At 69.0% G+C, this 23,084-nt stretch carries 23 protein-coding genes; 12 read left to right on the top strand and 11 right to left on the bottom strand.

Going from position 1 to position 23,084, the window contains the following annotated elements; genetic code table 11:
• Both ABZ857_RS27695 and ABZ857_RS27700 read left to right on the top strand, forming a co-directional pair.
• Window positions 1–380 (top strand): integrase core domain-containing protein (locus ABZ857_RS27695; RefSeq protein WP_357047953.1); only part of this gene is annotated, 380 nt, incomplete at its 5' end.
• Window positions 381–1,397: 1,017 nt separating this feature from the next.
• The gene (locus ABZ857_RS27700) at window positions 1,398–1,703 is read left to right on the top strand and encodes a hypothetical protein (RefSeq protein ID WP_357047956.1); all 306 of its coding nucleotides are present in this window, start codon (window positions 1,398–1,400) and stop codon (window positions 1,701–1,703) included.
• 179 nt (window positions 1,704–1,882) lie between these two features.
• On the opposite strand, the gene ABZ857_RS27705 is transcribed toward ABZ857_RS27700, so the two are convergent.
• From ABZ857_RS27705 to ABZ857_RS27715, 3 genes are all read right to left on the bottom strand, one after another.
• A complete protein-coding gene (locus ABZ857_RS27705; RefSeq protein ID WP_357047959.1) occupies window positions 1,883–2,212 on the bottom strand; it encodes a hypothetical protein in 330 nt (109 codons plus the stop codon).
• A gap of 227 nt (window positions 2,213–2,439) precedes the next feature.
• Window positions 2,440–2,805, bottom strand: a complete 366-nt coding sequence (locus ABZ857_RS27710) for a hypothetical protein (protein ID WP_357047963.1) — start codon at window positions 2,803–2,805, stop codon at window positions 2,440–2,442.
• 335 nt (window positions 2,806–3,140) lie between these two features.
• On the bottom strand, window positions 3,141–3,500 hold the full coding sequence (locus ABZ857_RS27715; RefSeq protein WP_357047966.1) for an Arc family DNA-binding protein: 360 nt from the start codon (window positions 3,498–3,500) through the stop codon (window positions 3,141–3,143).
• 1,217 nt (window positions 3,501–4,717) lie between these two features.
• Between ABZ857_RS27715 and ABZ857_RS27720 the strand changes: the two genes are divergently transcribed.
• The 4 genes from ABZ857_RS27720 (at window position 4,718) to ABZ857_RS27735 (ending at window position 8,215) form a co-directional block, all read left to right on the top strand.
• Window positions 4,718–5,461, top strand: coding sequence for a hypothetical protein (locus ABZ857_RS27720; RefSeq protein WP_357047969.1), 744 nt, complete (start codon window positions 4,718–4,720; stop codon window positions 5,459–5,461).
• Window positions 5,462–5,727: 266 nt separating this feature from the next.
• A complete protein-coding gene (locus ABZ857_RS27725; protein ID WP_357047973.1) occupies window positions 5,728–6,384 on the top strand; it encodes a DUF6461 domain-containing protein in 657 nt (218 codons plus the stop codon).
• Window positions 6,385–6,541: 157 nt separating this feature from the next.
• A complete protein-coding gene (locus ABZ857_RS27730; protein ID WP_357047976.1) occupies window positions 6,542–7,210 on the top strand; it encodes a HEAT repeat domain-containing protein in 669 nt (222 codons plus the stop codon).
• Window positions 7,211–7,216: 6 nt separating this feature from the next.
• Window positions 7,217–8,215, top strand: coding sequence for a MerR family transcriptional regulator (locus ABZ857_RS27735; protein WP_357047979.1), 999 nt, complete (start codon window positions 7,217–7,219; stop codon window positions 8,213–8,215).
• 88 nt (window positions 8,216–8,303) lie between these two features.
• Here ABZ857_RS27735 and thyX read toward each other — a convergent pair whose 3' ends face one another.
• The gene (gene thyX / locus ABZ857_RS27740; protein WP_357047982.1) at window positions 8,304–9,035 is read right to left on the bottom strand and encodes an FAD-dependent thymidylate synthase; all 732 of its coding nucleotides are present in this window, start codon (window positions 9,033–9,035) and stop codon (window positions 8,304–8,306) included.
• A gap of 165 nt (window positions 9,036–9,200) precedes the next feature.
• Complete coding sequence (locus ABZ857_RS27745; protein ID WP_357047985.1) at window positions 9,201–9,533, bottom strand: YnfA family protein; 333 nt, start codon at window positions 9,531–9,533, stop codon at window positions 9,201–9,203.
• Between the two features lie 68 nt (window positions 9,534–9,601).
• Here ABZ857_RS27745 and ABZ857_RS27750 point away from each other — a divergent pair, with 68 nt between their 5' ends.
• Complete coding sequence (locus ABZ857_RS27750; protein ID WP_357047988.1) at window positions 9,602–10,234, top strand: hypothetical protein; 633 nt, start codon at window positions 9,602–9,604, stop codon at window positions 10,232–10,234.
• 87 nt (window positions 10,235–10,321) lie between these two features.
• On the opposite strand, the gene ABZ857_RS27755 is transcribed toward ABZ857_RS27750, so the two are convergent.
• A complete protein-coding gene (locus ABZ857_RS27755; protein ID WP_357047991.1) occupies window positions 10,322–10,873 on the bottom strand; it encodes a DinB family protein in 552 nt (183 codons plus the stop codon).
• 95 nt (window positions 10,874–10,968) lie between these two features.
• Here ABZ857_RS27755 and ABZ857_RS27760 point away from each other — a divergent pair, with 95 nt between their 5' ends.
• Window positions 10,969–11,922: a YafY family protein gene (locus ABZ857_RS27760; protein ID WP_357047994.1), complete on the top strand. Its 954-nt coding sequence runs from the start codon at window positions 10,969–10,971 to the stop codon at window positions 11,920–11,922.
• A gap of 3 nt (window positions 11,923–11,925) precedes the next feature.
• On the opposite strand, the gene ABZ857_RS27765 is transcribed toward ABZ857_RS27760, so the two are convergent.
• Window positions 11,926–14,196 (bottom strand): LLM class flavin-dependent oxidoreductase, encoded by a 2,271-nt coding sequence (locus ABZ857_RS27765; RefSeq protein WP_357047997.1) that lies wholly within the window; start codon window positions 14,194–14,196, stop codon window positions 11,926–11,928.
• 91 nt (window positions 14,197–14,287) lie between these two features.
• Here ABZ857_RS27765 and ABZ857_RS27770 point away from each other — a divergent pair, with 91 nt between their 5' ends.
• A complete protein-coding gene (locus tag ABZ857_RS27770) occupies window positions 14,288–14,800 on the top strand; it encodes a MarR family winged helix-turn-helix transcriptional regulator (RefSeq protein ID WP_357048000.1) in 513 nt (170 codons plus the stop codon).
• Window positions 14,801–14,833: 33 nt separating this feature from the next.
• Here ABZ857_RS27770 and ABZ857_RS27775 read toward each other — a convergent pair whose 3' ends face one another.
• Entirely contained in the window at window positions 14,834–15,286 is a 453-nt protein-coding gene (locus ABZ857_RS27775; protein ID WP_357048003.1) for a MarR family transcriptional regulator, read from the bottom strand.
• A gap of 92 nt (window positions 15,287–15,378) precedes the next feature.
• Between ABZ857_RS27775 and ABZ857_RS27780 the strand changes: the two genes are divergently transcribed.
• Together ABZ857_RS27780 and ABZ857_RS27785 are read left to right on the top strand one after the other, a co-directional pair.
• Window positions 15,379–15,855, top strand: coding sequence for an SgcJ/EcaC family oxidoreductase (locus ABZ857_RS27780; RefSeq protein WP_357048006.1), 477 nt, complete (start codon window positions 15,379–15,381; stop codon window positions 15,853–15,855).
• A gap of 26 nt (window positions 15,856–15,881) precedes the next feature.
• Window positions 15,882–16,508 carry an NAD(P)H-binding protein gene (locus ABZ857_RS27785; protein ID WP_357048009.1) on the top strand — a complete coding sequence of 209 codons (627 nt, stop codon included), beginning with the start codon at window positions 15,882–15,884 and terminating at the stop codon, window positions 16,506–16,508.
• A gap of 87 nt (window positions 16,509–16,595) precedes the next feature.
• On the opposite strand, the gene ABZ857_RS27790 is transcribed toward ABZ857_RS27785, so the two are convergent.
• The 3 genes from ABZ857_RS27790 to ABZ857_RS27800 all read right to left on the bottom strand — a co-directional run bounded on the left by ABZ857_RS27790 (window position 16,596) and on the right by ABZ857_RS27800 (window position 18,386).
• On the bottom strand, window positions 16,596–17,144 hold the full coding sequence (locus ABZ857_RS27790) for a dihydrofolate reductase family protein (RefSeq protein WP_357048012.1): 549 nt from the start codon (window positions 17,142–17,144) through the stop codon (window positions 16,596–16,598).
• Between the two features lie 96 nt (window positions 17,145–17,240).
• Window positions 17,241–17,780: an NUDIX hydrolase gene (locus ABZ857_RS27795; RefSeq protein WP_357048015.1), complete on the bottom strand. Its 540-nt coding sequence runs from the start codon at window positions 17,778–17,780 to the stop codon at window positions 17,241–17,243.
• A gap of 57 nt (window positions 17,781–17,837) precedes the next feature.
• Window positions 17,838–18,386, bottom strand: coding sequence for a dihydrofolate reductase family protein (locus ABZ857_RS27800; RefSeq protein ID WP_357048018.1), 549 nt, complete (start codon window positions 18,384–18,386; stop codon window positions 17,838–17,840).
• 341 nt (window positions 18,387–18,727) lie between these two features.
• On the opposite strand from ABZ857_RS27800, the gene ABZ857_RS27805 reads away from it, so the two are divergent.
• Window positions 18,728–23,077 (top strand): BTAD domain-containing putative transcriptional regulator, encoded by a 4,350-nt coding sequence (locus tag ABZ857_RS27805; RefSeq protein WP_357048021.1) that lies wholly within the window; start codon window positions 18,728–18,730, stop codon window positions 23,075–23,077.
• The last annotated feature ends 7 nt before the right edge of the window (window positions 23,078–23,084 follow it).

Here is a 23,084-nt window from a genome sequence, read left to right on the forward strand (position 1 = left end):
AGATGGCCGTGGCCACACGCGGCGGTGACGTGGACGGTGTGATCTTTCACTCCGATAGGGGCAGTGAGTACACCGCGGCCCGCTACCAGGCCGAATGCGCGCGGCATGGGGTGGTTCAGTCGATGGGGCGGGTCGGCTGCGCCCTCGACAATGCCGCGGCCGAGGCGTTCAACAGCACCCTCAAGGTCGAGTACGTGCACCGTCAGCGCTTCCGCACGCGGGCTGAGGCACGGCTGAAGATCGCGACCTGGATCGTCGACTTCTACAACACCCGCAGGAGGCACAGCGCCAATGACGGGCTGCCGCCTGTCACATTCGAGCGTCAGATGATCGAGAAGAGGCAATCGTCAACGGCCCTGCTGAGGGCCGCTGTGGCATAGGACCGTCTCCACGCTTTCAGGGGATTGACACCGTTTTCCCCGCCTGGGCTTTGATCGTTAATCGGCCTTCGCGTGCCCGTTGCCTGCCCGACCCACTCCTGACCGCCGCGTGGCCGATCCACTCTTGAGTTGTCCTCGCGCGAGGCTGTCAAGGCGGTGGCGCGGCGCCCCGCCGCAACACGGTCCACGGCCCGCCCGGCGTCCGGGCGTGCGGCGTGGGCGCCGGTTTCGGCCGCCGGCGGGACTCCGGGCCGCCGCCGCACCCCAACCGCCCTCACGATCGCCTCATCGTGGCCAATCGCCATACGTGGCCGGGGGCGATCGACGATCCAGAGCTCCCTTCCTCAGTCCTGGCTCACTGAGCAATTAGCCTTCGGCAACGAGCGGTACAGCGCGACCCCTCGTACCCGCGTTCCGCGTAATTTGGTGGTTCTAGAGGTCTCGGCGAATTTTAACCTGCAGGTCACAGTATTGGGGCTGCCTTCATGGGCCGAGATTATCTGAAGACCGATTATCTGGATTCGGCTGTGCTGGCCTGGAAACAGCTCGTACTGTCTGGAGCCGTGTACCTGGCCGAAGGTGTTGTTCACCTCCGGCAGGGAGGACGAATTAGACCGGGAGGCGAGCGCTGGTCGCCAACCGTGCCATCCTCGAGCTGATCGTGCGCACGACCGCTGGAGGCCGGGCTGACCGAGTCGGCCTGTCTGGACGACGGTTTCTACCCCGACCGGGGTCCTAGTTACCAGCGACGAGCTGACCGCTGTTCCCCTTGCCCCACATGAATTCCACGGCGAGTGGAACTATACCATCGGGCGTGAACGGGCACGGAAACCGGCCTATACCAGAAATCAAAGATCAACTGAATGGGTAATTCTCTGGATTTTCCTTAGCCATGTGCTCCACCATGAGGACAACGGCCGCCAGATTCTTGTGACCAACTGGTCAATACCGCCGCTATATCGATCTGCGCTAAATCTATATTGATCGATCGAATGCCCGTCCCTCGTAAGGAGAAGCATGCAGAAAGTCACTTGGCTCCGCCGGCTCGGCCTCGTCTCAGCGGTGGCGGCGGTCGGCCTGGCGACCACGCCCGTGGCCGCGCACGCCGACGGCTATGACACTCCCCGCAGCGCCACTGCTCTGGGGGCGGGCAACACCTACGCGGCCGGGTTGGCGGCGGCCGAACAGCGGGCCCGGCAGGCCGTCCTCGCGGTCGGCCACGACTGCACCCCTGGAACCTATAACACGCTAACGATCTATTCCTCTCCGGGTGGCGGCACATGGGTCTTCCAGTCCACCCACGACGCGATGTGCGTCGACTGATCAAGATTCAGCAGATCGGCCTCCGCCGGGGTTGCCGGGGCAGGGTAGCCCGGCTGCCCGCGGCGGAGGCCGTTCCGCGGTAGGTAGGACAGTTCGGGTTCGATCCCGTCACCCGCTTCAAGCTGCAGGCCTGGTCAGGACGGGAATCCCGACCCGACCTTGAGCATTTCTAGGCGCTCTCAGCCCCGGCCCCCCGGCGAGCGGCGCAACTCGTCGTGATGCAACACCTCTACGAACATGATTCGTCCGTCGACAACGTCGAGGATCAGATAGCCCTTCTCCGGAAGCAGTGGCACGCATCGATGCCCGAGGCCGTACGCCCCGCTTGGACGTTCAGCCGTGTAGAAGCTCTGGCAGAAGTCGTCGCCACATCCACATTCGCCATAGAACCGGATATCCCAAGCGCAGACGGCGAGATCTTCCTCACCCTCTTCCCTCAAGCACGTGATCAGCTCTGCGATGAGATCGGGGAACAGATCCCGTACAAGTGGCCCTTCCGTCATGCTCACCCACATAGTGTCCCAGTGCGCCTCCAGGCAGCACCAGAAAGATCGGAGCCAACTGACGGCAACAGCCACGAAGGGCGCCTGATGCTCTCCCACTCTGATCTCGTTCCCCAAGGCAGATCGGGTTGCACTTTGGGTTGCAGTTCGGGGCAGTCCAAGGCCGTTCAGAGCAGACCACGGATACGCTCTGACCTGCATTGAACTGTCTGGAACCATGATCGGCCGAGCTTTTAATCCGCATCTTGATGGTTGTCGTCGACTGGCAGCGCACTGCACGCGCTTTCAAGCTCCCCAATCGCGATCATGTCTCGTACGGCGTCGGCCATCGAGACGAAGCCAGGCTTGCGGATGATGACCAGGTCCGAGCACCAGAAGTACCGGCCGTTGAGACAGTCGCCCGTCCCCTGCCAGCGATCCATGATCCCGTAGATGGCCCCAAGGGTCATGAAGGTGGCATAGCGCCGGGTGCCGTCAGGAAGCGTGATGGTCGCGTCGGCCTGATCGGCGGTCTCGGGATCAAGTTCATCCCAGCGGGGGATCAGCATCTCGAAGCCAGGGTCGCTGATGCGATAGAAAGGGCCGTCGATCTCGATCATGCGGTGAGTCTGCCAGCCGTGCCCGTCGCGTGCCCGATGGGACGAGCAACAAGGGGAAACAGCGGGGAGTCAGAGGGAACGCGATCAGTGCCGTGAGCTGCGTCTTCGCAGGTCAAGTAAGATCGGCATGCGTCTTTGCAAGCAGGAAGTCAGGGGTTCGAATCCCCTAGGCTCCACCCATTCAAAAGCCCAGGCCAGGGACCGTTCTCCTCGCCTGGGCTTCGATCGTTATTCGGCCTTCGCGCTCTTCCGTGCCCGATCCCCTCTCGAATTGCCCTCGTGCAAGGCTGTCGAGTTGCTTGGCCACCTGGCGCCGTCGCTCGTCCGTCGCGTGCTCATCCCGCTCTGAGGAACTGTTCAAAGGCTTCCCGTGCCAGCGCGGACACACTCTTACCCTCTTGTTCGGCGCGGGCCTTCGCGCGTTCACGCAGCTCCTCGGGGAGTCTGAAGGAGACCCTTGGGGAATGGGTGCCCTCGCCTGTGAGTGATGGACGTCCGGGGCGACTGGTCGGCACGGGTACGCGGCCTTCGTCAATTGCGCGGTGGACGTCGCCGATTGCGTCCCGTACGTACTCGTCCGTGATCAGGTTGCCTTTGGCGTCGTGGATCTCTTCGGAGTCGCTGTCGATATCGGAGTCGTGGTCCAGAGCCAGTTCGATGTCTTCGGGTGGCCAGGCTGCCTCGTGCTCAGTCATGGCGTCCTTCTCCGTAGCGCGGTCGGCATCACGTGGATGATCACTAGAGCTTTGTCGGTGAGGATGCCGATCACCTCCAGTTCTATGCCCCGATCATCGGGGCCGATCCAGACCCATCGATCCTCCAACGTCGGGTCGGTGGCGGCACGATCGCTGGCGGACCAGATCGGACGACGTGTAAGGCGTGCGCCTGTCCGATGCGATGCTTGCGCGCCGACCGGTAGAAGCGCAACTTCTTCATGCCCATATTATGTCGGACACAACCTCTGTAGGTAGGGGGTTCCGATCTACAGCGAGCCGACCATCGAAACGGCGGCTGCGCCCTGGCTGTCGGCGGCTACGAAGAGGATGGGGTGGACCAGGGGCGCGCGTGCCCGCCGGCAGGTCGCGAGCCTGATCGCCGGGCCATTAGCGGTTAAGGGCGGTCAACAGGGGGTACTCACGGTCACTCGCGGACGGCCTCTTGCCCAGGTCGCGGCCGTTTCTCCTGGTGATCAGGCCGATTTGCAAGCAGGAGGTCAGGGGTTCGAATCCCCTAGGCTCCACCCCACTCAAGGGAATCGGCAAGGGTCATCCCGAGGCTTCTCGTATTGGGCGATTCATTTCCCGCGGCCTGAAGCGTTCGCGGTGTGCGGCGCGGCTCGGATTGTCAGTGCAATGGGCCATACTCCGCCAAGCCAGGATGACCATCAACAAGGCGAAGGCGTTGACATGGCACAGTTGCTGCGGAGGCTCGACGACGAGGTCTACGTCGAGTACAACACGTTCGGGCTGGACGGCACCGACCTGCCGGCGTGGAGTTCCCCGACGGACGAGATCTACCACTTCGTCGCGGCCGTGCGGCTGGAGTCCTGGGACGCCGAGCCCGGGCCCGCGGACGCCTCGTGGACGCCGGTCAGTTCGACGACGTTCGTCGCGGAGAGCGGCGTGGTCGCGATCGTCTCGATGACGGACGGCAGGGGGCATGACTTCCTGATCGGGCCGCCGCGTTTCGAGTACGGCGTGGACATGTACCTGCGTGAGCCCGAGCCGGGCGACGGACATGCCACAGGTGAGTGCGATGAGGCATGGCTGCTGAGGTTCTGGCCGATCCGGGATGTCTTCGACCCGATCACGCACGCGGCGCCCTTCTCCTATATTGCGCGCGGGGTTCTGTACTACTCGATCGACCTCGAGCCCGAGCAGCTCGTGCAACCGCCGGCGCGGCGGAGGTGCCAGTGCCGGTCTCAGCGGTGGCGGACTGGACGTCGCTGCGCACGGACCCGGACCTGGACACCTTCGACGGCTGGCTGCGCAGGTTGCGCCGCAAGGCCGAGGGCAGGGGCGTCACCGTTCACGAGTTGCTGCGCGCGGCGGGGGTAGACATCGAGGACGGCGTGGACCTCACACCGGCCTCCTGCACACCACCGCGCGCGCGTGCGGGGCGGTTCAAGGATCCACTGATCGACCGCTACTACGCCGAGGAGGCGCGGCGGGGCTCGTTGTCCGGGCAAGACCGAGGCGAGGATCGGCTGCGCGAGTACGCCGACGGCGAGCGCATCGCCAAGGAGTTGTGCCGCAGTGGCACCCTGACGTTCTCTGTGCCCGTCGAAGGCCGTGGCGCCCTGTATGTACCACCGGGTGTCAGCCGCCGCGTGTGGCGGTGGGAGGACGACATGCTCGGCGGCGAGCTCATGGACGACGGGCTGACAGTGGATCGGCAGGTTCTGGCCAGGAACCCGTGGACCAGACAGATCCTCGTCTCCGGCATCGTGACGATCCTGCGCCGCGATCACGACAGGCGCGGCTGTGGCGACACCGTCTGGTACGTGGTCCGCGATGCCGAGCCGCACGAGGCGGCCAGGGTTTTGTGTGCGGAGGCCACCTGGGAGGAGGACCCGGATCAGCGCCGGGCCTTGGACGAGGTGGCCAGGGAGAAGCTGATCGACCTGCGGGCCACCTACAGGAGCCGGGAGAAGTGAGGGCCGGCCTCGTCGCGTGGCGAGGGCGCGGCCGGGTCGGCGACTGATGGGTGGCAAGAGGCCTCCGGCGGGGGCCACCCCGGCTCCGGGATGTGTGCTGAGAGCTGAGCCGTAGGTGGCTGGGGCGGAAGCTGATCATCCCGCCCACCATCGACCCGGGACAAGCCGAGCAGACCAAGGCCTGGGGTTAACGCGGATCGACCGGTCGCAGGGAGATTCGTATCCTGTTCGTCTTCGACCCCTGGCGGGCTGCGATCCAGGCCGATGTGCAAACAGGAAGTCAGGGGTTCGAATTCCCTAGGCTCCACCCACTTGAAAGCCCAGGCCAGGGACCGTGTTCCCGCCTGGGCTTTTACGCATGGTGGAGTCGGTCTCGATGGGCACCGGCGGCGTTCTGCTTCACCTTCGTCGCCGACCTCGCGCCCGAAGAGGTGCTACGCCGACTGGGACTGAGCGAGGACCCCGAACAGGAAGGCTTCGCGACGATCGAAGTCGGCCGCGCTCCCGGCGGCTCGATCATGGTGGAGTGCGGCTCTGCCGGGATCTTCCGTGACGTGGTGCAGACCCTGTCGCAGGGTACGTCGATCGCCAGTGTGGAGCGCAATGTCAACTACCACTCCCACTTCGTCCATGCCGTGGACGGCCACGTCGTCGCCCGTCTCGTCCCGATGTTCGCCCACTGGAGCGACAGTGCCGACCCAGAACGGCTGAAGCAGGACCTCGAAGAGCTGGGCATGCTCTGGGACTTCGACCCGGACCCCGAGGTCTTCCCGCCATATATCGAGGGCGCTCTGGCGCTCGCTGAACGACGTACCGGTGTCCGGCTGGAACCCCGCCACCTCCAGCCCGGCGCCTTACCCCACCGTGCCTCCATCGCCCGCTACTACGAAAGCCCTGAAGGCGCATTTCCCGAGCTGGCTTGACGCCAAGGTTCGACGAGATGCCGCCATCGAAAGACCGAGGGAACAGAAGACGGTGCCGTATCCGCTGACGGCGGCTGGCTACATCTCGCGGCGTGGCACGGCTTGACCTTGACACTGTGACAAGGTCTTCACTGTAGCCTCCAAGGAGGTGGTCCCGATGACCATGCCGGAAGAGGACACGAACACGTCGCGAGCTCTTCAAGGGCTGGAGAACAGCAGCTCGTCGGTGCGGCTGCAGGCGGTGCTGGCGGTCGGCACGGCCCCGGACCCGCGGTTCGTCGACAAGCTCATCGAACGGTGCGCGATCGAGCCCGATTTCTACGTGCGCGACATGCTCACGTGGGCACTCACCCGCCACTCGTCGTCGCTGACGGTTCCGAAGCTCATCGACGAACTTCGCTCGGAGCGTGCACAGGCGCGAAGCCAGGCGTTGCACACGCTGTCCAAGATCGGGGATCGGCGAGCGTGGCCGGCGATCACGCGGGCGCTCCTGACCGACGCCGACGACGAGGTGGCCCGGAGTGCGTGGCGAGCAGCGGTGGTACTCGTGCCCGAAGGTGAGGATCCCGAGTTGGCCGGGGTGCTGGCGACGCAGCTCGGGCGCGGCGAGCGTGAGACGCAGTTGAGCCTCAGCCGGGCGCTGATCGCGCTCGGTGAGGTGATCACGCCGATCCTGCGCGCCGCGATGACGGATCCCGACCCTCGCGTGCGTCAGCACGCGATCGCCACGGAACGGCTGTCGCGCAACCCGGAAGCAGGTTTCGAGTTCGCTGTCGAGGAGGCGAAGCGCATCGTGGCCCTCGGCACGACTGGCCAGGAGGAGTGACAGGCAGTGTTGATCGGTGATGTGGCACGACGGTCCGGGGTCAGCGCCCGTATGCTCAGGCACTACGAATCCCTCGGTCTGGTGCGGCCGACGGGTCGTACCGAGGGCGGCTATCGGGAGTACTCCAGCGAGGACATCCGGCGGATCTTCCATATCGAGAGCCTGCGGTCATTGGGGCTGTCGCTGCGCGAAGTCGGGCGCGCGCTGGACGATCCCGGCTTCACTCCGTCGGAGCTCGTCGACGACCTCATCCGCCGGACGCGAGAACGGATCGCGGCCGAGACGGAGCTGCTCACGCGTCTTTCTCGGATCGGTGCCGCGGATCCCGCCGACTGGGAGGACGTCCTCCGGATCGTGGCACTCCTCCAGGCCCTGGGGTCGGAGAGCGCCGGGAAGCGCCAGCGCGCGGCCCTGTCCTCGGACGCAGAGGTGCCGGTGGACGCCCTGGTCGAGGCGGCGCTGAGCGAGACGGACCCGAACGTCGCCGGAGCCCTTCGCTGGGCTCTGGCGCGATCGGGTGACGGCGGACTGGCGCTGCTGGCGGAGGGCCTCGGCTCACCGGTAGCCGAGGTGCGGAAACGCGCCGTCCAGTCCATCGCCGAGATTCCGGATGGCGAGGCGACCGCACTGCTGCGGGACGCGCTCACGAACTCCGACATCGTGGTACGCAGGTATGCGGCTCTGGCGCTCGGGGCACGTGGAGTGGCCGACGCGGTCCCGACGCTCATCGACATGATCGTCGAGGGGGCGAACGACGTCGACGCGGCCGACGCGCTGAGCGCGCTGGCGAGTGATCCCGCGTTGGCGGATCAGATCGGCGCCGGGCTGGTCGACCGCCTCGCCCATGGTGGCATCGAAGCGTTCGCACGTCGGCGGCTGACACAGGCGCTCGCGGATATCCCGGGGACCACGACGTCACGTGCCCTCGCGGATCTGTCACATGACGAAGACCGTGCCGTTGCGCTCACTGCGACGTACATCCTCAAGCTACGGAACACGCGATAACGGATCTTTCCTGGGGTGCTGTGCGTGGGGACCGGTGCTTGCCGCTTACCGGGTGGACGCCCCATCGCGGGTCTCTACGCTGTGCCTGTCAGGGGCAAACGCGCCCAGCCTTCTCGAAGGCCGCATGGGTCAACGGCATGAGCGTGGCCCACTCGGCCTCCATCTGCTCGGCCACCATCTCGATCTCTCGCTGCGGAAAGGAAGGGAAGGCCGAGTCCTCGCGCTTCGTACGCAGGGACAGGAAATTCATCAGGGCGCGCGCGTTGCACGTCGCGTACATCGAGGAGTACAGGCCCACGGGCAGGACCGTACGCGCGACCTCGCGTGCCACCCCCGCCTGAAGCATTTCCGTATAGGAACGGTAGGACTGCCTACAGCTCTCTCTGATCAGCTCGGTCGCCAGCTTGTACTGCTCATCGGTGCCGTCGACGAACTGATACTGGCCAGGCTTGCCGATCTGGACCAATTTACGATCCGGTCCAGGAACGTAGAACACGGGCTCCAGCCGACGGTAACGCCCGCTCTCCTCGTTGTAGGAGAAGGTCCGGTGCCGCATGAACTCACGCAATACGAAAATCGGGGCGTTCACGTAGAAGGTCATCGACGAGTGTTCGAAGGGGGTGCCATGCCGATCTCGCATCAGAAAGTTGATCAGCCCTGCCGAGCGTTCCGGGTCGGCCTGGATGTCCTCCAGCGACCCTTCTCCCTTCGTGGACACCCGCGCCGCCCACAGGACGTCGGTGTCCGAGGCACAGTGTTTGATCAGCTCGACAGTCATGTCGTCGCGGAAGGTGACTTCTGGAGTGTCCTGATCGCTCACCGGCTCCCCCTGTTTTTCGAGTCTGCGACCAGATTTTTCCACCGGTCGTCTTGGCCCGGATCGCGCCTGCGACAGAACTGAGGGCCGTAGGCGGTCGCGGTGCTGATCGTCCCGCCGTCGTCGCCAGGACCAGCCGGGCGCCGGCGGCCCCTTTGGGCGTTCTGGTCAGCCGCGTGGCGCGTACATGATGACCAGGACGCCCAGCAGGCAGACGGCCGCTCCGATCAGATCCCATCGGTCAGGGCGGAAGCCGTCCACCACCATGCCCCATACCAGCGAGCCCGCGACGAACACGCCCCCGTAGGCGGCGAGGATCCGGCCGAAGTGGGCATCCGGCTGGAAAGTGGCCACCAAGCCGTACAGGCCGAGAGCCACGAACCCTGCCCCGACCCACAACAGCCCGCGCTCTTGTCTCACTCCTTGCCAGACCAGCCAAGCCCCGCCGATCTCGGCGAGCGCGGCGACGACGAACAGCAGGAGGGAGCGTGCGACGGTCACGGATGCGACTGTAGAGGACCGCTGACCGCTTCCCCGCGGCGTGCGGCTTCCGCCTTCTCGCGATCACCGTGACAGGGTCGCCGAGGCTTCGCGACAATCACCGCGTGATTGATCATTACCGCGATCTCTTCAACCGGCAGCAGTGGTTCGAGGACGGGCTCTGCTGGACCGTGGTGCAACCCCTCGACGAAGAGATCACGGTGGACGATCTCCTCTGGCGGCTGAACGGAGGCCGTGATCCCGAGGAACGCACCATGGCGTATCCCACGGAAGACGCCGCCATGGAGGATCTGCCCGTGCTCTTCGTGTACGAGGGCGAAGGAGCCTACGGTTTCCTCGAGTTCTCCTACGGCTTCGCCACGCCTGACCACATCCTCACCGAACTCAGCAAGGGGTCACGCGTGTGGATGACGACCTGGCACTTCAAGGGCGGACACACGATCCTCTACGCGGCCGACGGCAGGATCAGGGCCCGGATGCGGGACTTCCTCTTCAGAGAGCACGCGACACAGGAGGGTGATCCAAGCGTTCTGGCCGGTTTTCGCGCCATGCTCGACAGCCTCGCCCCGGAGGATTACCGGGGCAAGCGCAGTGCGGCATTCGCCTTCATCGAGGCGTCCACCGGCATGGGCCTTGAAAGCGAGTGGCTGGATGTGGAAGAGGCGCCCGTCGTGGTCCTCGACAACTGGAACGCGATGTGAATCGCAGCGGCCCGGCTCGGCCCGGCCCCCGGCGCGGGGGAGGATCCCCGCGATCTTCAGCGGGTCGGCTGCTGCGGGACTCGTGAGTCAGCCCATGCTCTTGGCGCCGTCCAGGGACTCGCGGATGATGTCGGCGTGGCCGGCGTGCTGGGCGGTTTCGGCGATGATGTGCATCAGCACCCTGCGGGCCGACCATCGCGCACCGGCCTCGAACCACGGGGCCTTCGGCAGCGGCTGGGTCACGTCGAGGTCGGGCAGGGTGGCCACCAGCTCGTCCGTACGGCGGGCGACCTCGGCGTAGGCGGCCAGCACACCGGCGAGCGTCTCGCCGGGCAGCATCCGGAACTGGTCGGCCCACGCGGTCCAGTCGGCCTCGGTCATGGTCGTGGCGTCGCCCATCGCTGAAGGGCCGTTCAGGATGAAGTCCGCCCAGTTGCGCTCGACCAGGGTGACGTGTTTGATCAGGCCGCCCAGGCACAGCTCACTGGCCGTGGTCCGCTGCCCGGCCTGCTCGTCGGTGAGGTCGCGGGTGGTGAAGCGCAGAAAGTGCCGGTTCTTGGCCAGCGCCGCCAGCAGGTCGGCGCGCTCGCCGGTGATGGCCGGCGCGTCGGCGAGGTCGCGAGTGGTCGTCTCGTTCACGGTTTCCGCCTTCCGTTGTTCCGCTCGTCGGTCAGGACCACGATAGAAGTCATAGCGGTCACTTTCCGGCCTGAATCGACGAGAGAATCCGGAACATGGCGAACACCAGCACGCGGACGTTGCGGCTGCTCTCCTTGCTCCAGACGCACCGGTACTGGCAGGGCACCGAACTGGCCGAGCGGTTGGGAGTCTCCGTCCGCACCCTGCGGCGGGACATCGACCGGCTGCGTGAGCTGGGTTATCCGGTCGAGGCGCAGCGCGGCGTCGACGGCGGCTACCAGCTCGCCGCGGGCGCCGCACTGCCGCCCCTGGTCATCGACGACGAGGAAGCGGTTGCCCTGGCCGTGGGACTGCAGACCGCCGCTCAGGGGGCGGTGGAGGGCATCGCCGAGTCATCGGTGCGGGTGCTGGCCAAGGTGGTGCAGGTGATGCCGGCCCGGCTGCGACACCGGGTCGAGGCACTGCGCACGATGACCGTAGCCGCCGGGTGGGGCGGTCCGGCCGACGCGGGCGTCGACCCGGACGTGCTCACCGCGGTCGCGCTGGCCTGCCGGGACCATGAACAGCTCCGCTTCACTTACCAGGCGGCCGACGGCAGGCAGACCGACCGGCACGTCGAACCGCATCGGCTGGTCTGTCTCAGCCGCCGCTGGTATCTGGTCGCGTACGACCTCAGCCGCCGCGACTGGCGAAGCTTCCGGGCCGACCGGATCACCGCGCCGGAGGGCACCGGCTCCCGGTTCCGCCCCCGGGACCTGCCCGCCGCCGACGCCGCCGAGTTCGTCCGTGCCGGCCTGAAGAACCTGCCTCATCCTTACCGGGTGGAGGTGCTTGTCGATGCCCCGGCCCCCACGGTGCGCGAACGGATCGGCCGCTGGTGCACGGTCGAGGAGATCGACGCCGGGCACTGCCGGATCCGGACGACCACCCACTCCCTGGATTGGCCGACCATGTGGCTGGGCATGGTCGGCGCCGACTTCCGCGTCGTCGGCCCGCCCGAACTGCGCGACCAGATCCACAACTGGGGGGCCAGATTCCAGCGGGCCTGAGGCTCACTCGTGTGCCGGTCGGATGGGGAAGTTCGCGCGGAACACGTTGTCCGGGTCGTAGGCGCGCTTGACCTGCCGCAGACGGGCGAGGTTGGCTTCGCCGAACGCGTCGAGCAGCCGTTCGGGCCGGGTGTCGGTGTCGAAGGACAGGTAGAGGCCGTCGGTGTGCGGCGCGACCTCCGCGTCCCACACGGCATTCAGGGCCGGCTGGGCGGCGCCCATGGCGGTGAGCAGGAAGTTCTGGTGCCGGTGCGGATAGGCGGTCGCGCCGGGAGCCAGATCGTGCGCGGCCCCGCCGGTGGCGCGTATCTGGAGGAAGTACGACAGCCCGGATCGCGCGATCCGGTCGAAGGCACGGCTCACGTCGCCGTCGAGGTGGGTGACCAGGCCGGAGCGTACGGCGGGGCTCCCGCCGCCGGTGTGATGCCGTTCGGCCGGCTGCACCACGCCCGAATAGGGCAGCACGTATCCCTGGTGCCCCAGCAGCGGGCCTGCCTCGGCGAGCCGTTCGAGCTCGCTCACCGCGGCCGTGGTGTCCGCGCCGGCGTAGACGGTCAGGAGCTGGGCGACCGCGTCCTGGCCGCGGCGCGCCGGGGAGAGGATGAGGAAGCTCGTCAGCTCACGCGGGGCCTTCTCCATCGCCGCACCCCAGCGCTCAAGGAGCCCCACCGTGTCGCGGGCGTCCAGGGCCATCTGGGAGAAGACGACGTCGCCGAGCTCCATCGCCTCGATCTCGACCCAGGTGACCACGCCGAGGTTGCCCCCGGCGCCGCGCAGGCCCCAGAACAGGTCGGGGTTCTCCTCCCGCGAGGCGTGCAGCACCCGTCCGTCGGCCGTCACGACCTCCGCGGCGACGACGTGGTCGATCGTCAGGCCGAACGTGCGCCCGAGCAGGCCGATGCCGCCCGTGGTCGCGAGGCCGCCCACGCCCACGCCGCCGAAGTCGCCCGAGCTGATCGCCCAGCCGTACGGGGCCAGGGCCTCGGCGATCTCGCCCCAGGTCGCGCCCGCGCCCAGCCGCACCCGGCGCGTGGCCGGGTCGACGACCTCGACGGCGTTGAGCGCGCCGACGTCGAGCACGATGCCCCCGTCGTTCGTGGAACGGCCGCTGATCCCGTGCCCGCCGGAGCGTACGCCGAGCGGCACGTCCTGGGAGCGGGCGTACGCGAGCCCCTCGACGACCTGGCCGGTCGTCCGGGGGCGCAGCACCAGGCCGGGGGCTCCGGTGCGCAGGTAGTTGTGCCGCACCGACTCGTAGGCGCGGTCGCCGGGCTCGACGGCGTCGGCCGCGAGGCTCGCCGGGACCTTGTCGTAGTCGATTCCGTCGCGGCGCAGCGCGATCGCGGCGGCTCCGCGGCGGGCGGCCGCGGGAACGGTGCCGCTGGTGGCCCGCTCGCGCGCCACCGCGTCCCGTACGGCGGGGGCGATCTCCTCGCCGTACACCTGGATGAGCCGCGGGTCGTCCGAGCCCAGGACGAACGTGCCGATGCCGTCCTCCAGCGCCAGCGCGGTCAGCTCCTCCACCCACTGCTCGACCGGCCCCTGCAGGAATCCCTCACGGGTCTCGGTGACCGCGCCGCCGATGTTCAGCAGGCGGCGCACCTGAGCCGGGTCGCGCCCGGCCTCCTCGGCGGCCTCGTCGATGATCTCGTTGCCGCGCCGCAGGTCGCCGTCCTTGAGGTAGGCGAGCGAGGGCAGCCAGCCGTCGGCCTCGCGCGCCACCAGGCGCAGCATCCGCGGCTTGTAGGCGCCGATCCAGATCGGGATGTCGTGCGCGGGGGCCGGGCCGCGCTTGGCCCCGGCCACGCGGTGGTGTGCGCCGTCGACGCGCAGGATGCGGCGCTCGCGTACGTCCCAGATGCCGCGGATGATCTCGATGGCCTCCTCCAGCGCGGTCACGGACTCGGCCGGCGTCAGGCGGGTGCCGCCCATCGACTCGATCGCGTCCCAGAAGCCGCCCGCGCCGATGCCGAGTGCGAACCGGCCGCCGGAGAGCAGGTCGAGCGACGCCGCGGCCCGGGCCAGCACGGCCGGTGGGCGCAGCGGCAGGTTCAGCACGTTGCCCGAGACCGTGATGCGCTCGGTCCGCGCGGCCACCCAGGACAGCAACGTCCAGGTGTCCAGGAACCCCGGCTGGTACGGATGGTCCTGGAACGTCACGAGATCCAGCCCGGCGGCCTCGGAGACCTGTGCGAGCCGGACCGGCCCCTGCGGGTCCTGGTTCTGCGGGGTGAGGAACGTGCCGAAGGCCAGTTCGTGGCCGTAGTCCGTCATGCCGGGCCTCTCCGAAAAGTAATCTGTCGAACAGACTATATGCGGCACAACTTATCGAGACCTCATCGTATTCCGGGTTAGAGTGGACGGCGTGACCACCCCCGAACCAGCCGACTCCCAGACGCCGTCCTCGCAGGGATCCGTGTTCGGGTGGTCCCTCACCGTGCTGCTGCGGGAGTGGAGCGCGCGCGTCGAGAGCGCCTCACGTGACCTGCCGCACGGGGTGCGCGGCTACCAGGTGCTCTCCGCGGTCGTGCACGACGCCCCGCCCACGCAGGCCGCGCTCGCCACCCGCCTCGGCATCGACCGCACCGTCATGACCTACCTGCTCGACAAGTTCGAGGGGTGCGGTCTCCTGGAGCGCCGGCAGGACCCGGCCGACCGCCGGGCGCGGCGCATCGTGCCGACCGACCACGGACGGCGGGTCCTCGCCGAAGTGGACGCGCGTGTCACGCAGGCCGAGGACGAGTTGCTCTCCAATCTCCCGCCCGAGGACCGGCGCGTCCTCCTGGCGCTGCTGGAGCACGCCGCCACCGGGGCGGCTCCCGGTGAGGACCGCTGCGCCGCCGTCGCGAGATCGGCCGGACTGACACAGGAGGCGTGACCCGCTGCGGCGCGTCCGGCCGGTTGACCTCCGCTAACCGGTCCGCTTGTCGTGGAGCTCCGCGGCGGCTTCCAGGTACGCGTCGGAGGCGCGGGCGAAGTAGTCGAACAGGACGGCCTGCTGCTCGGACGAGTAGCCCTGGACGATGGCGCCGATCTTCTGGCGGGCCGGGGCCAGGGCCTCGTCGAGGCCGCTGGGACGGGCGACGAGTTCGACGATGACCTTGCGACGGTCCTCCGGGTCGGGCGCGCGGCGCACGTAGCCCGCCTGCTCAAGCCGGTCGATCAGCCTGGTCGTGGGCCCGGTGGTCAGACCGGTGCGCCGGCCGAGCTCGCCGGGGGTCATCGCGCCGCCCAGCCCCAGGATGTTCAGCGCGTACAGGTCGGTCGCGCCCAGGCCGACGGCCTTGGCGCTGGCGTGACCGTGCAGCATCACGGCACTCAGGTAGCGCCGGTACACCGCTCCCGCGTCGTCGAGTGTTGACACGTGCCGAGCCCTTCCCTAATCTCTTCCTCAGAGAAGAGAAATCTTCGAAGAAGCAAATGCTTCAAAGAAGCTATCATGAGAGGGCATGGGTCATGAACGCCTCCACCACTGGGACCACCACCGGGACAACCGCTGACGTCGCCGCTGTCACCGCCGTGCTGGACCGCCTCACCGCCGCCTGGAACGCGGGGGACGGTGCCGCCTACGGCGCGGAGTTCACCGCGGACGCCACCTACATCACCTACGTCGGCACCCTCTACGTCGGCGGCGCCGAGATCGGCACCGCCCACCAGGCCCTGTTCGGCAGCTTCCTCAAGGGCACCCGGCTCGCCTGCGAGATCGTCGGCATCCGCTTCACCGGCCCGGACACCGCTCTGGTCATCACCCGGGGCGACGTCCACAAGGGCAGGCCCGGCAAGCTCGGCAAGATCCAGACCTACACCGTGGTCCGCCAGGGCGGCGACTGGAAGGTGGCCGCTTTCCAGAACACCAAGCACAAGGCCCTCATGGAGGCCATCTCCTTCAAGGCGCAGCCCGCCACCAAGCCCGCCGCCAGGCCCGCCGCCTGATCACGACCGACCGGAGGAGGACTCCCATGGCCCCTCTCGCCGTCGTCGGCGCCACCGGCCGCACCGGCCGCCTCGTCGTCGAACGCGCCCTGGCGGCCGGACACCACGTGACCGCTGTCGCCCGCCGCCCCGAGAACCTCGACCTCGACCATCCCCGCCTCACCCGCCGCGCCGCCGACGCGCTTGACCCCGGCGCGCTCCGCGCCGCCCTCGCCGGCCTACGCGTCGTGGTCTCCGCGCTCGGCTCGGCCGGGCGCGGGCCCACCACCGTCTACTCGGCGGGGACGGCCGCGATCGTCGCGGCGCTGCCGCCGGACGCCCGTCTCATGGTGATCTCGTCCGCCGGTCTCGCGGTCCCGGCGGACGCCGGACCGGGAGCGCGGCTGCTCGGGCGTGTCCTGCATCGCCTGATGCGGGATACGTACGCCGACATGGCCCGGATGGAAGAGCTGCTCGCCGGGAGCGGCCTCAGGTGGACGGCGGTGCGGCCGACCGGGCTGACCGACCGGCCGGGCACGGGCCGTCCGCGGGTCTCGATCGGCGCGACCGGGCGTGTCGGCAACCGGACCTCCCGCGCCGATCTGGCCGCCTTCGTGGTGGACCGCCTCGACGACCCGTCGACCTTCGGCCGTCCCGTCGCGGTCTCGTCCTGACCGCCGTCGCTCGCCGTACTCGCTCGACGTCGCGGGGCGTGGCAGGCGCGCGGACCCGCCGAGGGCCACCACGTCTGAGGCGCGCCGTCAGCCGGCGTCCGGGACGTAGCTCAGGTTGAGCACGCCGGTCTTGAACGTCTCGGACTTCACCAGCTTCAGCTTGTGCGTCGGGGTGTCCTCGAACAGCCGCTGCCCCCGGCCGACGACGATCGGGTGGACCAGCAGGTTCAGCTCGTCGAGCAGCCCGTTGGCGAGAAGCCACCGCACGGTCGTCGCGCTGCCGGACATCTGGAGGTCGCCGCCCTCGATCCGCTCCTTGAGCTCGCGCAGCCTGGCCGCGACGTCACCGTTGACGAGGGTGGTGTTGTTCCAGTCCGCCTTCTCCATGGTGTTCGACACGACGTACTTGGGGGCGTTGTTGAAGATCGCGGCCATCTCCTGGTCCTGGTCCGTCGTCGTCCAGTACGTGGACCACTCCTCGTACAGCTTGCGGCCCATCAGCATCCCGGCCGAGTTCTGCATACCCCCCTCGATCACGGCGCCCATCTCGTCGTTCCAGTACGGGAAGTGCCACTGGTCGGGCGACTCGACGACGCCGTCGAGGGAGATGAAGAAGTTCGCGACGATCCTGGCCATGTCTCTGCTCCTGTTGCCGTGTGACGGTGGCTGCGAATGGGAGATTAGGCGGGAACGCTCGCGAGGGTCTTGTACGGAAACGACACGGCCCTACGGCTACGGCCGGCGCAGCCGCCAGAGCAGGTAGGCGGCGATGGACGACGAGTCGCTGACGGCGCCGTCGAGGATCATCTGCTCGAACTCGGTGCGGTGCACCCATCGCTGGCGCATGTCCTGCTCGGTGTGCTCGCGGTGGGGCTCGCCCCGGGTGAGGCCGGTGGCCACGTACACGTGCAGCCCCTGGTCGGTCATCCCGTGGGCGTTGTCCATGCGCCCGAGACAGCGCAGGTGCTCGGCCCGGAGCCCGGTCTCCTCGACCAGCTCGCGCCGGGCCTGGTCCTCACGGGTGTCCGCCTCGGCCGTTCCCTGAGGGAAGCTCCACGAGCGGCGGCCGATCGGGTATCGGTACTCCTCCACGATGTGGAAGCCGTCGTCTTCTTCCGGCACGATCAGGACGAAGTCGGGCCTGACCACGTATCCGTACAGGCCGGGTGAGCCGTCAGGGTGCTCGATGGTGTCCTCCCGGACCGTCATCCACGGGTTGGTGTAGACGATCCGGGAGGAAACCTGCCGGATTATGGGCTGCGCTTCGGTCACGTGGCCGGATACTACCGGCGCTCCGGCCCGCCGCCGGGGCTTCGGCGGCCGCGGCGATCACTTCTCCACGGGCTGGTAGGACAGGGACAGCACGCCCGTCGGGAAGGTCTCCGAGGACGTGAGCTTCATCGGGATCTCCAGCCCCTCCTCGAACAGGTGCTGGCCCTTGCCGACCACGATCGGGTGGACCAGCAGCCGGAGCTCGTCGAGCAGGTTGTGCCGCATCAGCGAGCGGACGAGGTTGGTGCTGCCGCTGATGCCGATCGTCTTGCCCGGCTGCCGCTTGAGCTTGGTGATCTCCTCGACGAAGTCGCCCTTGACGAGGGTGGAGTTCTCCCATTCGACCGTGTCGAGGGTCGACGAGACGACGTACTTGCGGACGTTGTTGATGAAGCCGGCGAAGGGGTCGTCCGCCTCGGTCTTGCCCGGCCAGTAGGCCGCCCAGCTCTCGTACATGACCCGGCCCATCATCATCGCCTCGGACTCGGACATCAGCGCGCCGACGGCCGCGCCCATCTCCTGGCTGAAGTAGGGGAAGTGCCACTGGTCGGGCGACTCGACGACGCCGTCCAGGGACATGAAGAAGCTGGCGACGATCTTGCTCATCTGGATCTCCTCTGTCTCGCGTTGCTTGCGTGACTCAAGATTGGCATCCGACGAGTGGAACTGTCAAGACAATTTTTCTTGTCGGTGGCGCCGCTGTGTCCTCCAGGCCCCCGACTGGAGGACACAGCGCCCCGGGCGGGGCTCGCCCCGCGTAGGGGCGGGGCTCGGGTCCGAGCATCGGACAGACGGGTATACGGGCCGTATAGCCCCTGATAGGGCCTTATCCGCCACCACGTAATCGGCTCCGGTTCGGGGGTAATCGCCGCCCTGACTGAATCGTTGACAAATCAGGTGATGATCCTGGATTCTTCACTCCGGTGTCCGACAGAGGCGGAATCTGAGTGGAATTTCACGTCCTGGGGCCGCTCAGCGTTTCCCGCGATGGTCACCTGGTCCCTGTCGGCGGAGCGCCGAAACTCCGGCTCACCCTGGCCGCGCTGCTGTCGAAGGCGGGCCAGCCGGTGTCCGTCGACTGGCTGATCGCCGCGGTCTGGGGCGACCGGCCGCCCGCGTCCGCGCGGCGCAACATCCACCTCTACGTCCACCAGTTGCGGCGAGCGTACGGCGCCCACGTCCTGCCCGGACGGCCGGGCGGCTACGCGATCATCCCCGACGCGCTCGACGCGGCGCGGTTTCGCGGCCTCGCCGCGCAGGGAGGCGCGGCCCTGGACCGGGGAGACCTCGAAACCGCCCGTGACCGGTTGCGGGCGGCGCTGGACCTGTGGCGGGGGCCGGCGTTCGAGGAGTTCGCCGACTGCCCGCTCGTCGCCGAGGAGGCCCGGCGGCTGGAGGAGTCGCGGCTCACGGTGCACGAGCGGCTGGCGGAGGCCGAACTCGGTCTGGGCCGGCACGTCGAGGTGGCCGCCGAACTCGCCGGCCTCGCCGGGGAGCATCCGTACCGGGAGAGCCTGCACGGGCACCTCATGCTCGCGCTGTATCGGTCCGGGCGCCAGGTCGAGGCGCTGGAGGTCTTCCGCGGGACCCGCGACCTCCTGAACGCCCAGCTCGGCATCGAACCCGGCCCCGTGCTCCAGCGTCTGCACGAGGCGATGCTCCGCGGCGACGAGGACCTCCTCCCGGCCCTGGCCCCGCCCCCGGCCGCCGAGCGGCGGAAGACGGACGACTGCCCATACCGGGGTCTGACGGCGTTCCAGCCGGAGGACGCGGACTGGTTCTTCGGCCGTTCCCACCTGGTGGACCGGCTTCGCGAACTGGTCGACCGCCTTCCCGTGGTCGGCGTGTTCGGCGCGTCGGGAAGCGGCAAGTCGTCCCTGCTGCGCGCCGGCCTGCTGGGGTCCGTCCCCGGCGGGCACGGTGTCTCCGGCGGGCACGGTGTCTCCGCCGAGGATGGTGTCTCCGGCGAGGACGGTGTCTCCGGCGAGGACGGTGCGGCGGCGCCGTGGCGGGGCCTGCTCATGACGCCGGGGGAACACCCGCTGGACGCGCTGGCCGACGTGGTGGCGAAGGCGTCCGGCGTCGATCCGGTGGCGCTGCGCGACGACCTGGCCCGCGATCCGGAAGCCCTGACCGTCGCACTGACCATCGCACTGTCCGGCGCACTGTCCGGCGCACTGACCGGTGCGCTGGGCGGCGCGCCGGAGAGCCGCCTGCTGCTGGTGGTGGACCAGTTCGAGGAGATCTTCACGCTGTGCGCCGACGACGGAGAGCGCCGCCGGTTCGTCGAGGCCATCCTCGGCGCCGCCCTCGGTGCCGAACGCCGCGTCGTCCTCGTGCTCGGTGTCCGCGCCGACTTCCTCGCCCACCTGACCCAGCACCCCGCCCTGGTCGAGGCGTTCGGCGGCGAGGCCCAGATGCTCGTCGGGCCGGTGTCGTCGCCGGACCTCCAGGAGATCGTCGTACGGCCCGCCGCCCGGGCGGGGCTCACCGTGGATCCCGACCTGCTGGCCACGGTGCTGGCCGACGCCGCCGAGGAGCCGGGCAGCCTGCCGCTGGTCTCGCACGCGCTGCTGGAGACCTGGCGGAACGCGACCGGCCCGAGGCTCACGCTGGCGGCCTACCAGGCGGCCGGTGGGGTACGCGGGGCCATCGCGCAGAGCGCGGAGCGGGTCTTCGGCGAGTTCGCCCCGGCGGAGCGGCAGGCCGCCCGCAGGATCTTCCTGCGGCTGACCGCGCTGGGAGACGGCACCGAGGACACCAGGCGCCCCATCTCCCGTACGGAACTCGTCGGCGTGGCCGACCCCGGCGTCACCGCCCGCGTGCTCGACCGGCTCGCCGCCGCGCGGCTCGTCGTCCTCGCGGAGGAGACGGTCGACGTGGCGCACGAGGCGCTGATCAGGGCCTGGCCCCGGCTCCACCGCTGGCTCACCGACGACCGCGAGAACCTGCTCGTCCACCGGCGGCTCACCGACGCCGCGCAGACGTGGCGGGAACTGGACCGCGACCCGGGGGCCCTGTATCGGGGCGCCCAGCTTCTCGTCGCCGGGAGCTGGGCGGAGGACCATCCGCAGGAGCTCAACGACATCGAGAGCGCCTTCCTGCGGGACAGCCGCGCGCTGGAGGACAGCGAGCGCACCGCTGCGCGGCGCCGCACCCGGCTGCTGCAACGCCTGCTGGCCGGGATGGCCGCGCTCTTCCTGCTCGCCCTGCTCGGCGGCGGCGTCGCCGTACGGCAGGGCAGGGAGGCCGGCCACCAGCAGCTGGTCGCCCTGTCACGGCAGCAGTCCCTGCAGGCCCGATCGCTCCTCGCCACCGATCCCGATCTCGCCGGCCTGCTGGCGATCGCGGCGTACCGGCTCGACCCGGAGCCGGAGACGCGGGGCGCCCTGCTGAGCGTGTCGGCCGCGGCGCGTCGCCGCGTCGAGCTCAACGTGGAAGGGCCCGCGGTCTTCGGGCTGGCGTTCAGCCCGGACGGGTCGCGGCTGGCCGCGGCCGGCACCGACGGATCCGTCGGCCTCTGGGACCCGCGCACCCGCACCCGCGTCGCCGCCTTCCCCGGGCCGCTGCCCCGTACGGGACCGGGGGAGATCCACGCCAGGGCGGCGGCGTTCAGCCGCGACGGCAGGCTGCTCGCCTCCGTGGTCAGGGACGCCGCGCTCGAATCGAGCAGGGGAGTGGTCGTCGTGTGGGACCTGGCCTCCCGCCGGCCAGTGTTCCAGCGGCAGCGGGAGCGGATCACCGACGCGATGGCGCTGAGCCCCGACGGGACGAGGATCGCCGTCGGAGTGGACAAGGGCGCGGTCGAGCTGTGGGACCTGCGCGACGGGAGCATGCGCACCCTGAAGGGACACCGGGAGGAGGTCGTGGCTCTCGCCTTCAGTCCCGACCAGGCGTTCCTGGTGTCGACCACGGGCGGAACCGAGAACCCCCTCGTGTGGGACGCCGCCTCCGGCACCAAGACCGCGGCGCTCGACGCCGTGAACGTCCACAGGCTGGGCTTCGATCCCGCGAACGGCGTCCTCGCCACGGGATCGTCGCACTACGGCGTGCGGTTCTGGCGGATCGGTCACGGGCATGTGACGCGACTGCCGGGGCTGCCCAAGCGGTCGCCGTACACCTGGGACATGTCCGCTCCGGTCGCCGGCCGGATCGCCGTCGCCGACGAGGACGGCCTGATCACGGTCTGGGACGTGGAGCGACGGCAGCCCGTCGAGACCTACCAGGACAGAAGCCGCACCGAGACGCTGTCCCTCGCCCTGAGCGCCGACGGCTCGATGCTCGCCTCGGCCGGGCTGGGCCGGACCATCGTGGTCCGCGAGCACGCCGTTCCTCCGTTCAGCGGACACAACCAGGCCGTGAACGACATCGAGATCAGCCCGGACGGCCGTCTCGTGGCCTCGGCGAGCAGCGACAGGACCGTCCGGCTGTGGGACGTGCGCGGCAATCCGATCGCCACGTTCGGCGACCACCCCGATCATGTCCGGGCCGTCGCCTTCAGCCCGGACGGCCGCAGGCTCGCGACCGTCACCCGCAGCCACACGCTCACCCTCTGGGACGTCGGCAGCGGACGGAGGCTCGGCAGGGCGACGTACCAGGGGCTCGGCGCGTCCACCGACGTCGGCTTCGATCCGCGTGGGCGCTTTCTCGTCGCCACCGCGCTCGGCCGGTTCCGCTGGGACGTCCGCGATCCGGGAAAGCCCGTCGAAGTGCCGTTCGCGGGCGGATATCTCGTCTCGGCGCTGGCGTTCAGCCCCCGCGAGCCGCTGCTCGCCACCACCGGCCCCACCGGCGACCTGGTCGTCTGGGATCTCGCCGGGGACGGGGAGGCGCGCGCCCTGAGGACCAGGCAGGGCTCGGTGCTCGACGTCGCCTTCAGCCCGGACGGCAGGTCGATCGCCACGGCGGGCGCCGACCGCACCGTGAAGCTCTGGGACACGCGGACCTGGGCGTCGTACGCCACGCTGACCGGCCACACCGCCCCGGTCCAGGCCGTCGCCTTCAGCCGGGACGGCCGTTCGCTCGCGTCCGCGGGGGACGACCGCACGATCATGGTCTGGGACCTCGGGACCGGAAGGCCGGCGGCCACACTGACCGGGCACACCGCCCCGATCCGGGGCCTGGCCTTCACCGCCGACGCGGACCTGATCTCGGGCGGCGAGGACGGCAGGATCATCCGCTGGGAGCTGCGGCCCGGCCCGCTCGTGGGACGGCTGTGCGAGGAGATCGGCCGCGACCTCACCCGCGCGGAGTGGGCCGCCTACTTCCCCACGGTGGACTACCGGCCCACCTGCTGAAGGCCAC

The sequence above is a fragment of the Microbispora sp. NPDC046933 genome (assembly GCF_040644635.1).
Lineage (GTDB): Bacteria > Actinomycetota > Actinomycetes > Streptosporangiales > Streptosporangiaceae > Microbispora.